This window comes from Roseomonas gilardii subsp. gilardii (genome assembly GCF_023078375.1).
Taxonomy (GTDB): domain Bacteria; phylum Pseudomonadota; class Alphaproteobacteria; order Acetobacterales; family Acetobacteraceae; genus Roseomonas; species Roseomonas gilardii.
On sequence record NZ_CP095554.1, the window covers coordinates 194031 to 209255 of the forward strand.

Below are 15225 nucleotides of genomic sequence, written 5' to 3' on the forward strand. Positions count from 1 at the left end.
TATTCTCGCCCTCCTTGGTTACCAATTTTGTCTCTTGTTCTTCTTTTTCTATGTTTTCTAAATCTTACAATTTTATATTTTGACACCACTTAAATCCTAATCCAGCGCCCCCGCCAGCCACGTCACGAATTCCCGCCCTGCCCCCGTCTCCACGCTGTCGGAGAACGGAACCGCCCCCCACCGCTCCGGCAGGGCCGTGAAGCCGCAGGGCGCCACCAGCCGCCCGGCCGCCACATCCTCCGCCACCAGCCGCTGCTCGGCCACGGCCACGCCCAGCCCGGCCAGCGCCGCCCCGATGCACAGATGTGTGTGAGGAAACCGCAGCTCCCCCTCCCAGGCGGCAACGCACCCGGATTCCGCTGCCCACCCGTCCCAGGCCCGGTCCGTGTATTCATGCGCGATCCGCACCGGCATCCGCAGCCGCCCCGCCTCCATCCGCACCGGATAGAAGGGCGCGCAGACCGGCCCCACCGCCACCGGCCCGAACAGGATCGCCCGTGCCTGCTCGGCCGGCGGATAGGAGCCCCGGTCCCAGGCGATCACCAGCTCCGCCCCCTCGAACCGCACCTCCCGCGCCGTGGTCATGGAAAGCCGCAGCCGCACCCCCGGATGCCGCTGCTGGAAATCCGCCAGGCGCGGCACCAGCCAGCGCATGGCGAAGCTGGCGCTGCATGCGACATGCAGGACGGGCCCGCGCGCCTCGTCCAGCAGCCGCCCCCAGCCTTCCTCCAGCCCGTCCAGCGCCCCGGCCACCACGCGCAGCAGCGCCTCGCCGCGCGCGTTCAGCCGCAGCCCCGTCCCCGCCTTGTCGAACAGCGCGAAGCCCGCCGCCTCCTGCAGGCTGCGGATCTGCCGGCTCACCGCTCCATGCGTGCGCCCCAGCTCCGCCGCGGCCCGCGTGACGGAGCCCAGCCGGGCCGTGGCCTCGAAGGCCCGCAGCGTGGACAAAGGCGGCAGACGGCGCAGGACCGGGCCTCCGTGAGCTTTCCGCACAGATCGGCGAGAAGAATTCGATAGGCCCCCGCCCTCCCCTCGTCTAGCAACACCCTGTCCTGGGAGACGGAGCGGATCGCCATGGCCACCATCGCCACGATCGAGGAACTGGAACGGATCTACGGCGAATTCGGCGCCGTCGGAGAGGCCTCGACCGCCAAGGTCGCCGACCACATCACCCCGCAATACCGCCGCTTCATCGAGGCCGCGCCCTTCCTCGCCTTGGCCACCTCCGGGCCGGAGGGGCTGGACTGCTCCCCGCGTGGCGATGTGAAGGGCTTCGTCCGCATCGCCGATCCCGGCACGCTCCTGCTGCCCGACCGCCGCGGCAACAACCGCATCGACAGCCTGCGCAACGTCGTGCGCGACCCGCGCGTCGGGCTGATGTTCCTGATCCCCGGCATCGGCAACGCCATGCGCGTGAACGGCCGCGCCACCATCGATGACGACCCCGCTTTGCTCGAATCCTTCGCCGTGGAGGGCAAGGCGCCGAGGACGGTGATGGTGATCCGGGTGACGGAGGTCTATTTCCAGTGCGCCCGCGCGATCATCCGCTCCGGCCTCTGGCGCCAGGACAGCCAGGTCGATCCGAAGACCCTGCCCACCCCCGGCCAGATCCTGGCGGAGATGAGCCAGGGCCGGGTGGGCGGTGAGACCTACGACAGCAGTTGGGCCGAGCGCGCGCGCCAGACCATGTGGTGACGCCTCAGCCGAGCACCCCGGTCCGGTACAGCACCACCCGCACGCCGCCATGCGGCACCGGCGCCTCCGTGGGCAGGAAGGGCAGGCCCGTCGCCTGCGCCAGCCGCGCCTCGCTGGTCACGATCCCCACGCGCCAGCCGGCGAAGCGCTGCCGCAGCACCTGCCCGAGCGTCTGGTACAGCGGCAGCAGCGCCCCCCGGTCGCCGAGCCGCCCGCCATAGGGCGGGTTCACCATCACCAGCCCCGGCACCGCGCCTTCCGGCACCGCCAGCGCGCCGATCACCGCCTGATGGAAGCGCGTGAACGCCCCCACCCCGGCGCGCTCCGCATTGCTCCGGCTCATCGCCACCGCCCCGGCATCCCGGTCGCTGCCGAAGCACGGGGCCGCCGGTCCCCGCGCGCTCTTCACCGCCCGCATCGCCGCCCAGGCCTCCGCGTCGAAGCTCGCCAGCTTTTCGAAGGCGAAGTGCCGCCCCCGCCCGGGGTTCAGCCGCGCCGCGATCTCCGCCGCCTCGATCACGAAGGTCCCCGAGCCGCACATCGGGTCCAGCACGCTTTCGCTGCCGGTGAAGCCGCATTGCCGCAGGAACAGCGCGGCCAGCGTCTCCCGCATCGGGGCCGCGTTCACCTCGGGTTTGAAGCCGCGCCGGTGCAGAGGCTCGCCGGAGGTGTCGAGGCTGATCGTGCAGAGATCCCGCTCGATGCGCGCCCGCACCACGAGTTCCGCCTCCTCGGAGGCCGGCGCCCCCACCGTCTCGCGGATGGCCCGCGCGATCCGCTCCGCCGCCGCCCCGCTGTGATAGATGCGCGAGCCGGTGCAGCTGGCCTCGACCCGGAACGGCACATCCGGCCGCAGCACGCGCGCCCATTCCACCCGCCGCGCCCGCGCATCGAGCTGCGCCAGATGCGTCACGCGGAACGCATCCAGCCGCGCCAGCACGCGCCCCGCCCCACGGACCCACAGGTTGGCACGCCACACCTCCGGCCAGCCGCCGCGGATCGTCACGCCTCCCGGCACCGCCCTGGGCTGCTTGAATCCCTTGCCGCGCACCTCGTCGTGGAGCACGGCCTCCAGCCCCGGCGGGGCCGCCAGGAAGATCTCGAAATCCTGGTCCTTGGTCATCTCGTCCGCCCGATGGGGAGCCTGCCGCGCGCTGGTCATTCCGCCGCCTCCTACCACCCCGGGGAGGCCGCGCCCACCGCGCCCCGCATCGCGTGCTGGCCTTCTCCGGGCCGGAAAGGCAGGATCGCCCCCAGATGACCCTGCTTCCCCACCCCGAGGAGGAGGACGAGGCCGAGCGCATCGCCGCCTGGCTCGCCGCCCGGCCGAGTTTCCTGGCCGAGCGCCCCCTCCTCTACCGCCATCTCGCCCCACCCCGCCGCGTGCATGGGGAAAGGCTGGCCGACCACATGGCCGCGATGTTGGCGGCCGAGCGCCATGCCCTGCGCGACACCGCCCGGGCCGCGCGCTCCGGCGACAGCCTTGCCACCCGTGTCCAGGGCGCCGTCCTGGCGCTGATCGGCACCCAGGACCCGGCCGAAACCATCGCCCTGGAATGGCCCACCCTGCTCGGCCTGGATTCCGTGGCCCTGGCCGCCGAGGGCTTGCCGCGCCGCCATCTCCGCCCGCTCCGCCCGGGCATGCTCGACCGCCTCCTCCCCCCGGGCCGCCATCTGCTGCTGCGCGACCGCGCCGCTGGCTGCCTGCCCGACGACATCATTCTGCATGGCGAGACGGCCCCCCTCGTCTCACGCGATGCCCTGCTGCGCCTGCCCGGAACCGGCCTGCTGGCGCTGGGCACGCGCGAGCCCGCCCTGCTGCCCCTCCAGGGCTCCGGCCGGGCCCTGGATTTCCTCGCCCGTGCCGCGGCCGCGGCTCTCCTGGCCACGAAGGAAGGCGTGGCGGCCGGATGAAGCGTCCCGTCCCTGCCCCATCCGGCACCGCCCTGTCGCCGGAATCCGCCCGGCTGGACGCCATCGCCGCCCGCGCCGCCTTTCTCGAATGGCTCGCCGGGGAACGGCGCTCCAGCCGCCACACGATCACCGCCTACGGCCGCGATCTGGCGGATTTCCTGGGCTTCCTGACCCATCACCTGGGCCGCGAACCCGACCTCGCCGCCCTGGCCGCCCTCCGGCCCGCCGATCTCCGCGCCTTCCTGGCCCGGCGCCAGGAGGATGGCGCCGGCAATGCCACGCGCGCCCGCCAGCTCGCCGCCGTGCGGGCCTTCCTGCGCTGGCTGGCCCGCCACCACGGGCTGCCGCTGGACATGCTGGCGGGGCTGCGCGGCCCCCGGCTCAAGCCCCCCATCCCTAAGGCCCTCACCGCCACCCAGGCACGCGGCGTGGTGGCGGAGATCGGCCAGGGCCAGGACGATCCCGCCCTGTCCGCCCGGGACAATGCCCTCTTCACGCTGCTCTACGGCGCCGGGCTCCGCATCTCCGAGGCCCTGTCCCTCAATGTCCGCGATGCCCCGCAACCCGGTGGCACGCTCCGCATCCGCGGCAAGGGCGACAAGGAACGCCTCGTCCCCGTCCTGCCCGCCGTGGCCGCCGCCATCGCCGAATCCCTGCGTTACCGCCCCGGTGCCCGACCGGAAGACCCGCTCTTCATCGGGGCCCGGGGCGGTCGCCTGCACGACGCCCTGGCGCGCAAGCTGATCCAGAACCACCGGCGCCTCGCCGGCCTGCCGGAACACGCCACCCCGCACGCCCTGCGCCATTCCTTCGCCACGCATCTGCTGGGCGGCGGCGCCGACCTGCGCGTGATCCAGGAACTACTGGGCCATGCCAGCCTGTCCACCACCCAGCGCTACGCGGCGGTGGATGCCGCCGGGCTGCTGGAGACCTGGCGCAAGGCGCATCCGCGTGGCGGCTGATGGGTGCTGGGCTCGATTTCCTTGACTTTATAGGATTTATATCCTAACAAGTCAAGGCCAACGGGTGAACCACGCCCGGCGGTCCTCCCCCAGACCATCCCTGCACCGGAATTCCCGGCCGTCCCAACGCGGCCGGGGATGGCCGCGCCGCCATGCCTTCGGGCCCGGTTCCGCGCGGCCGGTGCGTCGCGCGAGGCCCCCATGCCCCTTCCTCATCTGCCCCTCGCGGTGGCTCTGTTGCCGGACATCGCCCGGCGGCTTGCCACCGATGCCTCCGGCCTTCTCGGCCGCCGGATTTCCGAGGCCGTCGCCCAGGCCACCGGCGCCACCGATGCCCAGGCGGCCCATGCCACCGTGGCGGCTGATCCCGGACTCGCGGCCAGCCTCCGGATGCGCCTGGCGGAGATCCTTCTGGCGCATCCCCCGGAAAGCGATGGCGCGGCCCCCGGTCGCAGTGAGAAGCCCGCCCCCGGCCATCTGGAGTTGCCACCCCTGCAACCCCTGCCCTGGGGGCCGGCCCTGATCTCCAGCCTGGTGATCCTGGCCTTCCTGGTGGTGATGGTGCTGCTGGTCTCCTTCAACCACGCCTTTCCGCCGGAAACCGCGGCGCTGGTGAACATCACCGTGGGCACGCTGGGGGCCGCCTTCGCCTCGGTGGTGAATTTCTGGATCGGCTCCTCACAATCCGCGCATGAGAAGGACCGCCTCGCCGGCGTGCTGCAACGGGCGCAGACGGCGCAGGCCGGGGCGCAGGTGCAGTCCGCCCTTTCCACCCTGCGCGACATGGCCGCGGCACCGCCCGGCACGGCCAGTCTGGCCAGCCTGCCCCGGAACGCCGTCTCCCCCGATTCGGCGGAGGCCCGCTTCGACCGCTGCCTCGCCATCGTGCTGCAACAGGAAGGCGGCTTCGTGAACGATCCGCAGGATCCCGGCGGCGCCACGAACATGGGTATCACGCGGGAGGTGCTCAGCGCCTTCCGCGACCGGGCGGTGAGCGTGGAGGAGGTCCGCGACCTGTCCCGCGCCGAGGCGCGCGAGATCTATCGCGCCCGGTACTGGACGCCGATGCGCTGCGCGGACCTGCCGCCGGGCGTCGATCTCGGCGTTTTCGATTTCGGGGTGAATGCCGGTCCCTCCCGCGCGGTGAAGATGCTGCAAAGGGCGGTGGGCGTCACGGCGGACGGTTCGGTCGGCCCCATCACCCTGGCCGCCGCGCGCACCCTGGAATCGGAGCGCCTGATCGCCTCCTTCTCCGAAGCCCGCCTCGCCTATTACCGCTCGCTGGACGGTTTCGCGCGTTTCGGCCGAGGCTGGACCAGCCGGACGGAGGCGGTGCGGACAGCGGCGCTCCGGATGGCCGGCACGCAAAGCCAGGCCGCCGCCTGAAGGACACGGCATCCGCTCGCATGGCGCTGGGGGCTTCCCCTCCCCGGCGCCATGCGCTAGACGGGCGCTGACGGACCCGTAGCTCAGCTGGATAGAGCGTTGCCCTCCGAAGGCAAAGGTCGTACGTTCGAATCGTATCGGGTCCGCCATTTCCCTTTCATATCCGCGCTTTGAGCCGGTTGGCTTGCCAGCCCGCATGGCTGCGCCCGACACTCGGCCTCCCCATCCGGGAGTCACGCCGCTGTCCCGTTCCGCCCGCCTGCTCGACCTGCTCCAGGCTCTGCGCCGCAGGCGGCATCCCGTGCGTGGGGCCGAACTGGCGGAGGAACTCGGCGTCTCGCTGCGCACCCTCTACCGCGACATCGCCACGCTCCAGGCCCAGGGCGCCGCCATCGAGGGCGAGGCCGGGCTCGGCTACATCCTCCGTCCCGGCTTCTTCCTGCCACCCTTGCGCTTCAGCGAGGACGAGATGGACGCGCTCCTCCTCGGCCTGCGCTTCGTCGCCCAGCGTGGCGACCCGGTGCTCGACGAGGCCGCCGAGGATGCCCTGGCCAAGATCCTCGCCGCCATGCCGCCGGAGGCAGAGGCCCAGGCACGCGACGGCGCCCTGCTGTCGGGCATGAACAGCAGTGCTGGCGCCCCGCACCTCGCCACGCTGCGCGAGGCGATGCAGCAGGAGCGGCGCCTGCATTTCCGCTATACGGACAAGAAGGGCGCGGCGAGCGAGCGCACCGTCTGGCCGGTGGCCATCGGCTTCTTCGGGGAGGCCGAGGTCCTGGCCGCCTGGTGCGAGATGCGGCAGGACTTCCGGCATTTCCGCCTCGACCGCATCGCGGCGCTGCGGATCGACGCGACCCGCTACCCACGCCGCCGCCGGCTGCTCCTGGCCGAATGGCGCCTGCAACAGGATCTCGAAGCCTTGTTCTGACCGCTGCTGACGGAAACTGTCACCGCCCCCGGCCATGCTGCCTTCCGAACCGCAGATCAGGAGATTCCGGCATGCCGCAACTCGACCTCACGATCCTCCATGTCGCCAGCGCCACGGACAGCGCGGCCTTCTATGCCCGGCTGCTCGGCCAGGCACCCGAGGAAGCCTCCGCCACCTTCGCCCTCTTCCGCAGCGGGCCCGGCGCTGGCATCGGCCTCTGGCAGCGGGACGGTGTGGAACCATCCTCCGCCGGGGCACCGGGCAATTCGGAACTCGCTTTCCTGGCCCCGGATGTGGACGCCGTCCATGCCGAGTGGGCCGCCGCCGGTGTCACCATCCTGCAACCGCCCACGGATATGGATTTCGGCCGCTGCTTCACCGCGCAGGACCCGGACGGCCATCGCCTGCGTGTCTTCCGCCCCGGCTGAATCAGCCCTTCCCCCGGAACATGGCCACGAAGAATTTCTCGTGACAGGGCTGGCCCCGGGGCGGCGGGGCTGACATTGCGTGGCGGACCCGGCGCCTCCGGTGCGCCATCCCCACCCGGTGCCATGATGACCACAGCCCGCCGACGCCCCCGCCATGGATAAGCGTGTCCTGAACGGCGTGCTGCTCGCCTTCCTCGCCTATGCGTCCTATGCGCTGAGCGATGCCTCGATCAAGCTGATCGAAGGCGCGCTGGACCCCTTCGAGGTCGCCTTCTTCGGCGCTGTGCTGGGGCTGGGGGCGGTCCCCTTCATCCTCGGCCCCGGTGACCGGCTGACGGATCTGGTGGTGTCGCGCCATCACGGCCTGTGGCTGCTGCGCGGCGTCTTCGCGGTGGTCGGCAGCCTGTCCAGCATCATCGCCTTCACCGCCCTGCCGATGGCGGAGGCCTTCTGCCTGATCTTCCTGCTGCCCGTCTTCGTCACGATCCTCTCGGTGATCTTCCTGAAGGAAGCCGTGGGATGGCGCCGCTGGTCGGCGGTGATCGTGGGCTTCCTGGGCGTGCTGATCGTGCTGCGGCCGGGCTTCCGGGAACTTACCGCCGGGCATCTGGCCGCCATCATCGGCGGCTTCTCCGGCGCGGTGACGATCATCATCCTGCGCGCCCTGGGAGGAAAGGAGAAGCGGATCTCCCTCTACGGCGCTGGGCTGATCGGACCGATCCTGGTCAGCTTCCTGCTGATGCTGCCCCGCTTCGCCTGGCCGAGCGGCGAGCAGTGGCTCTATCTCGCCGGCTACGGCCTCCTCGCCGCGGGCGGCAATGTGCTGATCATGCTGGCCTCGGCCAAGGCCCCCGCCAGCCTCGTGGCGCCGACGCAGTACAGCCAGATGCTCTGGGGCGTCGGGCTGGGCTACGCGGTCTTCGGCGACCAGCTGGACGGCTGGATGTTCCTCGGCATGGCGGTGATCGTGGGCTCCGGCCTCTTCACCTTCCTGCGCGAAACCCGCCGCACCACCTGGTGGCGCCGCGTACCGCCGGTCCATCCGCAATAGGCGCCGGCCGGGAAGGGCAAGGCCTGTCTGCCGGCCCGCTGCCTGATATCCCCGGGAGAGGCGGCGCCTCTCCCGGACCCTCTCCGCCGGGGACCGAAGCCGGTCCCCAGACCCCGGGCTTTCGTTGGCGCTGGCGGCTGCCGCCAGTCTGCGGGCCGATCCCTGAAAACAGGTGGATCGGCGGGGCGCCCGAGAAGAAGAAAGCCGCGGGGTCCGTGCTGGTGGCACCCGCAGTCGCCGGAGAGCATGGCTCTCCAGCGCGCCCCGGCCGACAGCAGGAGCCAACGAATGGGGCCCAGGGCCCGCAGGGTCCTGGCGGATAGGGGGTCCGGGGGAAAGGCGGAGCCTTGCCCCCGGAAAGCAGCGCCCGGCGGATCAGCGCAGCCGTTGCAGTGGCGGCAGAGGCCGGACCGCCGCCTCCATCCCGCCCCAGGGGTCCGGCGCCTCCAGCCGGGCCGGGGCGGTCGCGATGGTGAAGTGCCGGGGGTCGAGACCTTCCTTCACCTCCTCCCAGCCCAGCGGCATCGCCACCGGGGCGCCGGGCCTGGCGCGGGGCGACCAGGGCGCCACCGCCGAGGCCCCGCGCGCATTGCGCTGGAAATCCAGAAAGATCCGCCCTTTCCGCCCGGCCAGGGCGGATTGCGTGGTGAAACGCTCCGGTGCTGCCCGTGCCAGCCCTTCGCAGATCGCCTCCGCCACGGCGTGCAGCCGGTCCCAGCGCGCGCCCGCGGCCAGCGGCACCACCACATGGAGGCCCTTGCCGCCCGTGGTCTTGCAGAAGGGCACGAGATCCAGCGCCAGCAGCCGTTCCCGCAGCGCCAGCGCCGCCGCGACCACCGCATCGAAGGGCAGGCCCTCGGCCGGATCAAGGTCCAGCACCATCCGGTCCGGCTGCGCCAGACGGACGCTGCGGGCACCCCAGGGATGGATCTCCAGCACGCCGGACTGGGCCAGGGCCATCAGGGATTCCACCGAATCCACCTGGATCAGCGGCCTTTCCTCGCCGCGCGGCCGCACCGTGCCGACCAGCGGCGAGAGCCCCCGCGCGGCATGGCGCTGCACGAAGCGCGCCCCTTCGATCCCTTCCGGGGCCCGCACCAGGGTCAATGGCCGCCCGGCGATGGCCGGCAACAGACGCGGCGCCACCTTCTCCAGATAGAGGGCAAGGCCATGCTTGGTGACCGGCTCCTCATCGCCGGAAGCGGGCCAGTAGATCCGCTCCGGATGCGTCAGCACCACGCCGGCCACCCGGGGCGAGCGCACCCCGCCGCGCCCGTCCTCCGGGGATGGCATGGTGCCGGTCCTGCGCGATGCCGTCACGCTCCGCTTCCGGCTTCTGCCGCCTTCCGGCGGTGCATCCTCCAGTGGTTCACGCCTGGGCTTCGGCGTCTTCCCCGGCCTGGGCGGCGCACCACCGGCGATACCCGCCAGGTCGCGCCCGGACACGATCGAGGTGGTCGCATCCTCCAGCAGCGCATCGCCCGAACCTGGCCGCGCCTCGTCGTCCCGGTCCTTGATCAGCAGCCAGTTCCGCCGTGTGCCACGGCTCCGCATCAGCACGAGGTGCCAGTCGCCTTTCAGCCTCTGCCCATGCAGGCGGAAATGCAGGCGGCCCTTGGCCAGTTCCTCCTCCGGATCGTCGGAAAGCGGCTCCCAGCGGCCGCGATCCCACAGCATCACCGTTCCGGCGCCATAGCCGGAGCCGATCTGGCCCTCGAAGCCGCCATATTCGATGGGGTGGTCCTCCACCTCCACCGCCAGCCGCTTCTGCTCCGGATCGAGGCTCGGCCCACGCGTCACCGCCCAGGATTTCAGGACCCCGCCCATCTCCAGCCGGAAGTCGTAGTGCAGCCGGGTGGCGTCATGCTTCTGCACCACGAAGAGTCCGCCGCCCGCATGCGCGCGCGGCTCTGCACCGGCGGGTTCCGGCGTTCGGCGGAAATCGCGCTTGCGGCGATAGGAGGCGAGCGGAGCGGGTTCGGCCATGGCAACGGGAAAACGCCCATCCCCGGCCCGGGTTCAGCCGTCTGGCGGAGCGGGCTTCCGCTCCGCCGTCATTCCCGGGGCGGGACGCTCACGCCGTGAAGGCCAGGGCGAGGCCGGCCGCCTCGGCCGGCGGCACCACCAGCCGCGTGCCGTGCTGCGAGGTGGGGATACCCTGGTCCGAGAGCAGCGACGCCGTGCCCTCCAGCGAAGCCGTGTGCAGGGTCAGCGCCACCATGCGGTCCCGCCCTTCCTCCCGCGCAGGGATCTCACCGAAGCGCCGCGCGGCGGCATCCGGATGCAGGACGAGCACCGAGGCCGGCCCGGCCGGCAGGCAGAGGCCGCCCTCCGTTTCCCGCACCGATTCCGGTCCGAAGAGGCGGCGGAACAGGCCGCCCATCCGCTCGGGAGCCTCGGAGGCAAAGACGAATTCCGCCACCCCGGTCACGCCATTCGGGTGCCGGCGCCATTCGTCGCGCCAGACCAGTTCGGGCGTGTAGTGGTAGCAGAAGAAGATCCTTCCGCTCTGCAAGGCCGGGTCGGTGACATAGGCGGTGCGGAAGCGGGCATCCCGCGCGCCCTCCGGCAGGCTCACCGGCCGGCTGAACTCCCGCGCCTCGCCGACCGGGGCGCCACGGGCCCGCAGCCGCTCGGCGAAATCGGGCGCGCCGGGCTTGAAGACCAACCCGCTCAGCCCTGGCGGCTCGCTGTGCAGGCCGGCCTGCTGCGGTGCCCGGCCCGGCTCGTAGCCCAGGAGCTCCAGGTAGTCCTGGCCGAAGATGGCGAGATGGTTGCTCGACCCCAGCGTGTGATGGCCACGCTCCGTCATGTCGAAGCCGAGGCGGGCATACCGGTCCCGCGCCTCGTCGAGCCGGTCGGCCACGGTGATGACCACATGGTCGATGGCGGGAGAAAGATCGGTCATGGCGCCCCTCGGATCAGGCCGGATTCCAGCCCCCTATCTGACGCCCCTGCCCCGGGCCGGTCCATCCCGATATCGCGAAAATCGGATAATGATAATCACTTGCATTTAACGTCAGGCCGTGCTTAAACCTGTCCCGCGGGCAGCACTACCCCGCATCCCATCGAATGCCTCCTGCATTCAGACGTCGGAAACTCCCTCAGCCCGGTCGGCAACGACCGGGCTGCTTTTTGGGTCAGCGCTCCGGAAGGACGGCCCCGCCATAGCGGCTCGCCGGCACCGGCACGCCCAGATTCCCCCGCAGGGTGCGAGAGGCGTATTCCGTGCGGAACATCCCGCGCCGCTGCAGTTCCGGCACCACCTGCGCCGCGAAATCCTCCAGCCCCACCGGCAGGGCGGCGGGGCAGATGTTGAAGCCGTCCGCCGCCTCGGCCTCCACCCAGGCCTCCATCTCGTCTGCGATCTGCCTCGCCGTGCCGATCAGGATGCGCGAGCCGAAGCCCGCCGCGATGGTGGTGTAGAGCTGGCGGATGGTGAGGTTGTCGCGCCGCGCCAGCTTCAGCAGGTTCTGCGCGATGCTGCGCACCTTGGGGTCGTTCGGCTCCGGCACGGGACCGTCCAGCGGATGGGCGGAAAGGTCGCCCATCTGGCCATAGAGGTAGGACAGCCCCAGTTCCGGCGCGACCAGCGCGTTCAGCAGGTCGTATTTCTCGCGCGCCTCGGCCTCCGTCCCCCCGATGAAGGGGGTGATGCCGGGCAGGATCTTCATCCCCTCCGGGTCCCGCCCCTTGCGCGCGGCGCGTTCCTTGAGGTCGCGGTAATAGCTGCGGCCGGTGTCGATCTCGTGCGGCACGGCATAGATGACCTCGGCGCTCTCCGCTCCGATCTCCATGCCGGCTTCGGAAGCGCCGGCCTGCACCAGGACCGGGCGCGCCTGCGGGCTGCGCGCCACGCTGAGCGGCCCCTTCACCTTGAAGTGCCTGCCCTGGTGGTTCAGCACATGCAGCTTCGCCGCGTCGAAGAAGATGCCGCTTTCCTTGTCGCGGACCAGCGCATCGGCATCCCAGGAATCCCAGAGCCCCTTCACCACCTCGACGAACTCGGCGGCGCGCTCGTAGCGGGTGTTGTAGTCGAGATGCTGGTCGCGGTTGAAGTTCTGCGCCTCCGCATCCGACCAGGAAGTGACGATGTTCCAGCCCGCGCGGCCGCCGCTGATCCGGTCCAGCGAGGCGTATTTGCGGGCGATGTGATACGGTTCGTTGTAGGTGGTGGAGGCCGTGGCGACGAGGCCGATCCGCGTGGTCATCGGCGCCAGGGCGGAGAGCAGCGTCAGCGGCTCCAGCTCCGCCGTCTGGGCGGAGCGGCAGAGCGAGCCCGGAGGCTCGTCCTTCGCGCGGATGCCGATGCCATCGGCCAGGAACACCATGTCGAACTTCGCGGCCTCGGCGAGCCGCGCGACGTTCAGGAAGTGGGCGAAGTCCGAGGCCCCGCCCGGATCGACCTGCGGATGGCGCCAGGCCGCGGCGTGATAGCCCAGATAGCGCATCGACAGGCCCAGGCTGATCATCTTGCGGGCGGGCATGGCGGATCTCCTCGGGCGGCGCCGCGTTCCGGCACGCCGTGCGGGTGCCGATCAGCGCGCGTGTATCGCCGTGGCGTGGGCGGGTGAAGACCTGCCCGGCCGGCCCGGTCTCCCGCAGCCTGCCGAAATGCATCACCGCGATCCGGCGCCACAGGCAGCGCGCCAGATGCCGCAGGAGGCGGCCGCCACCGGCTCATGATGACCCGGCGCGACCGTGCGCCGGGAAAGCCCGGCGTCAGGCAGGGTCCTGGCCACGATGCCCGTTCCCGGCGATAGATCGCGAAAGATTCTGCCATTCGGTATACAATATCATTGTTCTTGCTTTGCAAAATCCATCTTGGCCGTAAGAGTTCCTGGAAATTTCGGGGGCATCGCTGCTTCTCTCGACAAAGGTACGGATTTCGGCATACCCAACCCTGATACCAACCGAGGAGATGCGGGCATGGACGAGATGGCCACCCTCCCCGCCGACAGCAGTACGGCTCGCAGCTCCGATCTCTACGCCGCCATGAAGGCGGAGATCGTCTCCCTGCGCCTCGCCCCCGGCACACAGTTGCAGGAGGTGGCGCTGGGGCAGCGCTTCGGCGTCAGCCGCACGCCGGTGCGGGAGGCATTGCAGGGCCTGTTGCATGACGGGCTGGTGGAACGCTTCGGCCGGTTCTATCGCGTCATCCGCATGACGGAGGCCGAGATCCGCGATGTCTGCGAACTGCGCGAGGCCCTGGAATGCATGGCGGTCGGCCTGGCGGTGGAACGCGAGCCCGGCTGCACCGCGGTGCTGGAAAGGCTGATCGCCGAACAGGAGGCGGCCTTCGCCGCGGGGGATCTCGATGCCTTCCATGCCCTGGACGGGGCCTTCCACCTCCGCATCGGCCAGGGCGCGGGCAATGCCGCGCTGTTGCGGCAGTTGGAGATGCTCCACGACAAGGCGACGCTGGTGCGCGCGATGGAGGGCAGCCGCCCCCACTGGGCCGGGCAGGTGGTCGCCGAGCATCGCCGGATCCTCGATGCCATGCGGCGGCGGGAGACGGGCATCGCCCAGGCGGAGATGCGCTATCACATCCGGAGCGTCGTCATGCTCCGCTCCCGGCAAGCCCCTCCTGAGCCAGGGGCTTCCTGAGCCGTTGCCTTCGGCGCGCCCTGGACCTATGTCTGCCCCCGATGGGGATGGAGCTCCCCCGAAACCTCCCGGACGGGCTGATGGCTCCTACCGCGAACACGAAAAGCGGTAGGGGTGCGTCCGGATCACCTGCCGATGGGCGGGTTTTTTCATGCTCGCCCCGACAAAAGGAGCGAGCATGTCGTTCACCACCTGCCTGCTGGTCATGATCGGCGGTGCCCTCGGCACCCTGGCGCGCTATGTCGTTTCCGTGCTGGCGCTGCCCATCAGCCGGGACCTGCCCTGGGGCACCATCATCATCAACCTCACCGGCTCCTTCGTCATCGGCTTCTTCGGCACGCTGACCCTGGCCCATGGCCGCTACCCGTTGTCGGAGAACATCCGCCTCTTCGTGATGATCGGGCTCTGCGGTGGCTACACCACCTTCTCCTCCTTCAGCCTCCAGACGCTGGACCTGTTGAGGAGCGGCGCCGTGCTGCGGGCCTCCATCAACATCGGCGCCTCCCTGCTGCTCTGCCTCGGGGCGGTGGCCCTGGGCCATGCCATGGCCGCCCATTTCAACGGTGGCGCCCGGCAGATCGCCCAGATCGCCCTCGAGGAGGATGCGTGAGGGTGGAAGCCCCATGCGCCATCGCGTGGGGCATGCCGCCGCTTGACCTCGGCCCCCGTCGCGGCCCAGTGGAACCCTGAGAGGTTCCCCGGATGGAAGAGCTCACCCGGCAAAGGCCATCGGCCGCCCCGAAAGAGGACAGAGGGCAGGAAACAGGCCGCGCCGTGGCCTGTCCGCGGACCCTGACCGATCTCGAGGCCGATCCCCTGGCCGTCATCGCCGAAGGGCGGGAGGCCGATCCCTTCCTGAGCTGGAAGGGCATCATCCGTCCGATCGACCGGGTGATCGACCGCGACGCCACCGCCCGGCACGCCGCCCGCCGCGCCGAGATGACCTCCTCCCGCTGCGTCGCCCAGCTCCTCCGGGCCGCCCGCTTCATCGAGCAGGCGCCCCCCAGCCGCATCGTCAACCCCAGGCGCTCCACCTATGGCTGGAAGCATGTCGCGGAGCGCTTCCACAAGGCCATGGACCCGGCGGGCGACTGCTATGTGGGGGAAGGGATGTTCATCCTCGCGGCCCGGGCCATGGGCCTGGTGGTCCATGTCGATCGCCACGAGGACACCTATGTGAACCTGTCCGAACGCGCCGCGACAGGCTGGGGCGACAGCGGGGACAGCGGCGCCCCGTAGGGCGCGGTGCTCCCG

At 70.9% G+C, this 15225-nt stretch carries 15 protein-coding genes, 1 tRNA gene and 1 riboswitch; of the genes, 11 read left to right on the top strand and 5 right to left on the bottom strand.

All coding sequences use genetic code 11. The features are described 5' to 3' along the window. Positions 1 to 96 precede the first annotated feature (96 nt). The gene (locus tag MVG78_RS00915) at positions 97 to 948 is read right to left on the bottom strand and encodes a LysR substrate-binding domain-containing protein (protein ID WP_247557403.1); all 852 of its coding nucleotides are present in this window, start codon (positions 946 to 948) and stop codon (positions 97 to 99) included. Positions 949 to 1074: 126 nt separating this feature from the next. On the opposite strand from MVG78_RS00915, the gene MVG78_RS00920 reads away from it, so the two are divergent. Further along, positions 1075 to 1695 carry a pyridoxamine 5'-phosphate oxidase family protein gene (locus MVG78_RS00920; protein WP_247557405.1) on the top strand — a complete coding sequence of 207 codons (621 nt, stop codon included), beginning with the start codon at positions 1075 to 1077 and terminating at the stop codon, positions 1693 to 1695. A gap of 4 nt (positions 1696 to 1699) precedes the next feature. Here MVG78_RS00920 and MVG78_RS00925 read toward each other — a convergent pair whose 3' ends face one another. Further along, positions 1700 to 2818, bottom strand: a complete 1119-nt coding sequence (locus tag MVG78_RS00925) for a THUMP domain-containing class I SAM-dependent RNA methyltransferase (RefSeq protein ID WP_247560563.1) — start codon at positions 2816 to 2818, stop codon at positions 1700 to 1702. Positions 2819 to 2952: 134 nt separating this feature from the next. Between MVG78_RS00925 and MVG78_RS00930 the strand changes: the two genes are divergently transcribed. From MVG78_RS00930 to MVG78_RS00960, 7 genes are all read left to right on the top strand, one after another. Next, a complete protein-coding gene (locus tag MVG78_RS00930) occupies positions 2953 to 3609 on the top strand; it encodes a hypothetical protein (protein ID WP_247557408.1) in 657 nt (218 codons plus the stop codon). Next, complete coding sequence (locus MVG78_RS00935) at positions 3606 to 4571, top strand: tyrosine recombinase XerC (RefSeq protein ID WP_247557411.1); 966 nt, start codon at positions 3606 to 3608, stop codon at positions 4569 to 4571. The genes MVG78_RS00930 and MVG78_RS00935 overlap by 4 nt, the downstream gene beginning before the upstream one ends. Positions 4572 to 4772: 201 nt before the next feature. Then, the gene (locus tag MVG78_RS00940) at positions 4773 to 5957 is read left to right on the top strand and encodes a glycoside hydrolase family 108 protein (protein WP_247557414.1); all 1185 of its coding nucleotides are present in this window, start codon (positions 4773 to 4775) and stop codon (positions 5955 to 5957) included. A gap of 72 nt (positions 5958 to 6029) precedes the next feature. After that, positions 6030 to 6106, top strand: a tRNA-Arg gene (locus MVG78_RS00945). 47 nt (positions 6107 to 6153) lie between these two features. After that, positions 6154 to 6885, top strand: a complete 732-nt coding sequence (locus MVG78_RS00950; RefSeq protein ID WP_247557417.1) for a helix-turn-helix transcriptional regulator — start codon at positions 6154 to 6156, stop codon at positions 6883 to 6885. A 71-nt stretch (positions 6886 to 6956) separates the two neighbouring features. Next, the gene (locus tag MVG78_RS00955) at positions 6957 to 7313 is read left to right on the top strand and encodes a VOC family protein (protein ID WP_247557419.1); all 357 of its coding nucleotides are present in this window, start codon (positions 6957 to 6959) and stop codon (positions 7311 to 7313) included. 154 nt (positions 7314 to 7467) lie between these two features. Next, the gene (locus tag MVG78_RS00960) at positions 7468 to 8364 is read left to right on the top strand and encodes a DMT family transporter (protein ID WP_247557422.1); all 897 of its coding nucleotides are present in this window, start codon (positions 7468 to 7470) and stop codon (positions 8362 to 8364) included. A gap of 375 nt (positions 8365 to 8739) precedes the next feature. Here the strand turns inward: MVG78_RS00960 and ligD are convergent, their stop codons facing one another. The 3 genes from ligD to MVG78_RS00975 form a co-directional block, all read right to left on the bottom strand. Continuing rightward, complete coding sequence (gene ligD / locus MVG78_RS00965) at positions 8740 to 10350, bottom strand: non-homologous end-joining DNA ligase (RefSeq protein WP_247557424.1); 1611 nt, start codon at positions 10348 to 10350, stop codon at positions 8740 to 8742. Positions 10351 to 10438: 88 nt separating this feature from the next. Continuing rightward, positions 10439 to 11272: a VOC family protein gene (locus tag MVG78_RS00970; RefSeq protein WP_247557427.1), complete on the bottom strand. Its 834-nt coding sequence runs from the start codon at positions 11270 to 11272 to the stop codon at positions 10439 to 10441. Between the two features lie 232 nt (positions 11273 to 11504). After that, positions 11505 to 12851, bottom strand: coding sequence for an LLM class flavin-dependent oxidoreductase (locus MVG78_RS00975; protein WP_247557430.1), 1347 nt, complete (start codon positions 12849 to 12851; stop codon positions 11505 to 11507). 442 nt (positions 12852 to 13293) lie between these two features. Between MVG78_RS00975 and MVG78_RS00980 the strand changes: the two genes are divergently transcribed. From MVG78_RS00980 to MVG78_RS00990, 3 genes are all read left to right on the top strand, one after another. Next, a complete protein-coding gene (locus MVG78_RS00980; RefSeq protein ID WP_247557433.1) occupies positions 13294 to 13971 on the top strand; it encodes a GntR family transcriptional regulator in 678 nt (225 codons plus the stop codon). A gap of 34 nt (positions 13972 to 14005) precedes the next feature. Further along, positions 14006 to 14068: riboswitch (Fluoride riboswitch) on the top strand. A gap of 81 nt (positions 14069 to 14149) precedes the next feature. After that, on the top strand, positions 14150 to 14581 hold the full coding sequence (crcB, locus tag MVG78_RS00985; RefSeq protein WP_247557436.1) for a fluoride efflux transporter CrcB: 432 nt from the start codon (positions 14150 to 14152) through the stop codon (positions 14579 to 14581). A 164-nt stretch (positions 14582 to 14745) separates the two neighbouring features. Beyond that, positions 14746 to 15210, top strand: coding sequence for a hypothetical protein (locus MVG78_RS00990; protein ID WP_247557439.1), 465 nt, complete (start codon positions 14746 to 14748; stop codon positions 15208 to 15210). The last annotated feature ends 15 nt before the right edge of the window (positions 15211 to 15225 follow it).

Bases quoted from the DNA above. Each gene is read 5' to 3' on its own strand.
- MVG78_RS00920 (WP_247557405.1), top strand. From the start codon at position 1,075: ATGGCCACCATCGCCACGATCGAGGAACTGGAACGGATCTACGGCGAA.
- MVG78_RS00925 (WP_247560563.1), bottom strand. From the start codon at position 2,818: ATGACCAAGGACCAGGATTTCGAGATCTTCCTGGCGGCCCCGCCGGGG.
- MVG78_RS00930 (WP_247557408.1), top strand. From the start codon at position 2,953: ATGACCCTGCTTCCCCACCCCGAGGAGGAGGACGAGGCCGAGCGCATC.
- MVG78_RS00935 (WP_247557411.1), top strand. From the start codon at position 3,606: ATGAAGCGTCCCGTCCCTGCCCCATCCGGCACCGCCCTGTCGCCGGAA.
- MVG78_RS00940 (WP_247557414.1), top strand. From the start codon at position 4,773: ATGCCCCTTCCTCATCTGCCCCTCGCGGTGGCTCTGTTGCCGGACATC.
- MVG78_RS00950 (WP_247557417.1), top strand. From the start codon at position 6,154: ATGGCTGCGCCCGACACTCGGCCTCCCCATCCGGGAGTCACGCCGCTG.
- MVG78_RS00955 (WP_247557419.1), top strand. From the start codon at position 6,957: ATGCCGCAACTCGACCTCACGATCCTCCATGTCGCCAGCGCCACGGAC.
- MVG78_RS00960 (WP_247557422.1), top strand. From the start codon at position 7,468: ATGGATAAGCGTGTCCTGAACGGCGTGCTGCTCGCCTTCCTCGCCTAT.
- ligD (WP_247557424.1), bottom strand. From the start codon at position 10,350: ATGGCCGAACCCGCTCCGCTCGCCTCCTATCGCCGCAAGCGCGATTTC.
- MVG78_RS00970 (WP_247557427.1), bottom strand. From the start codon at position 11,272: ATGACCGATCTTTCTCCCGCCATCGACCATGTGGTCATCACCGTGGCC.
- MVG78_RS00975 (WP_247557430.1), bottom strand. From the start codon at position 12,851: ATGCCCGCCCGCAAGATGATCAGCCTGGGCCTGTCGATGCGCTATCTG.
- MVG78_RS00980 (WP_247557433.1), top strand. From the start codon at position 13,294: ATGGACGAGATGGCCACCCTCCCCGCCGACAGCAGTACGGCTCGCAGC.
- crcB (WP_247557436.1), top strand. From the start codon at position 14,150: ATGTCGTTCACCACCTGCCTGCTGGTCATGATCGGCGGTGCCCTCGGC.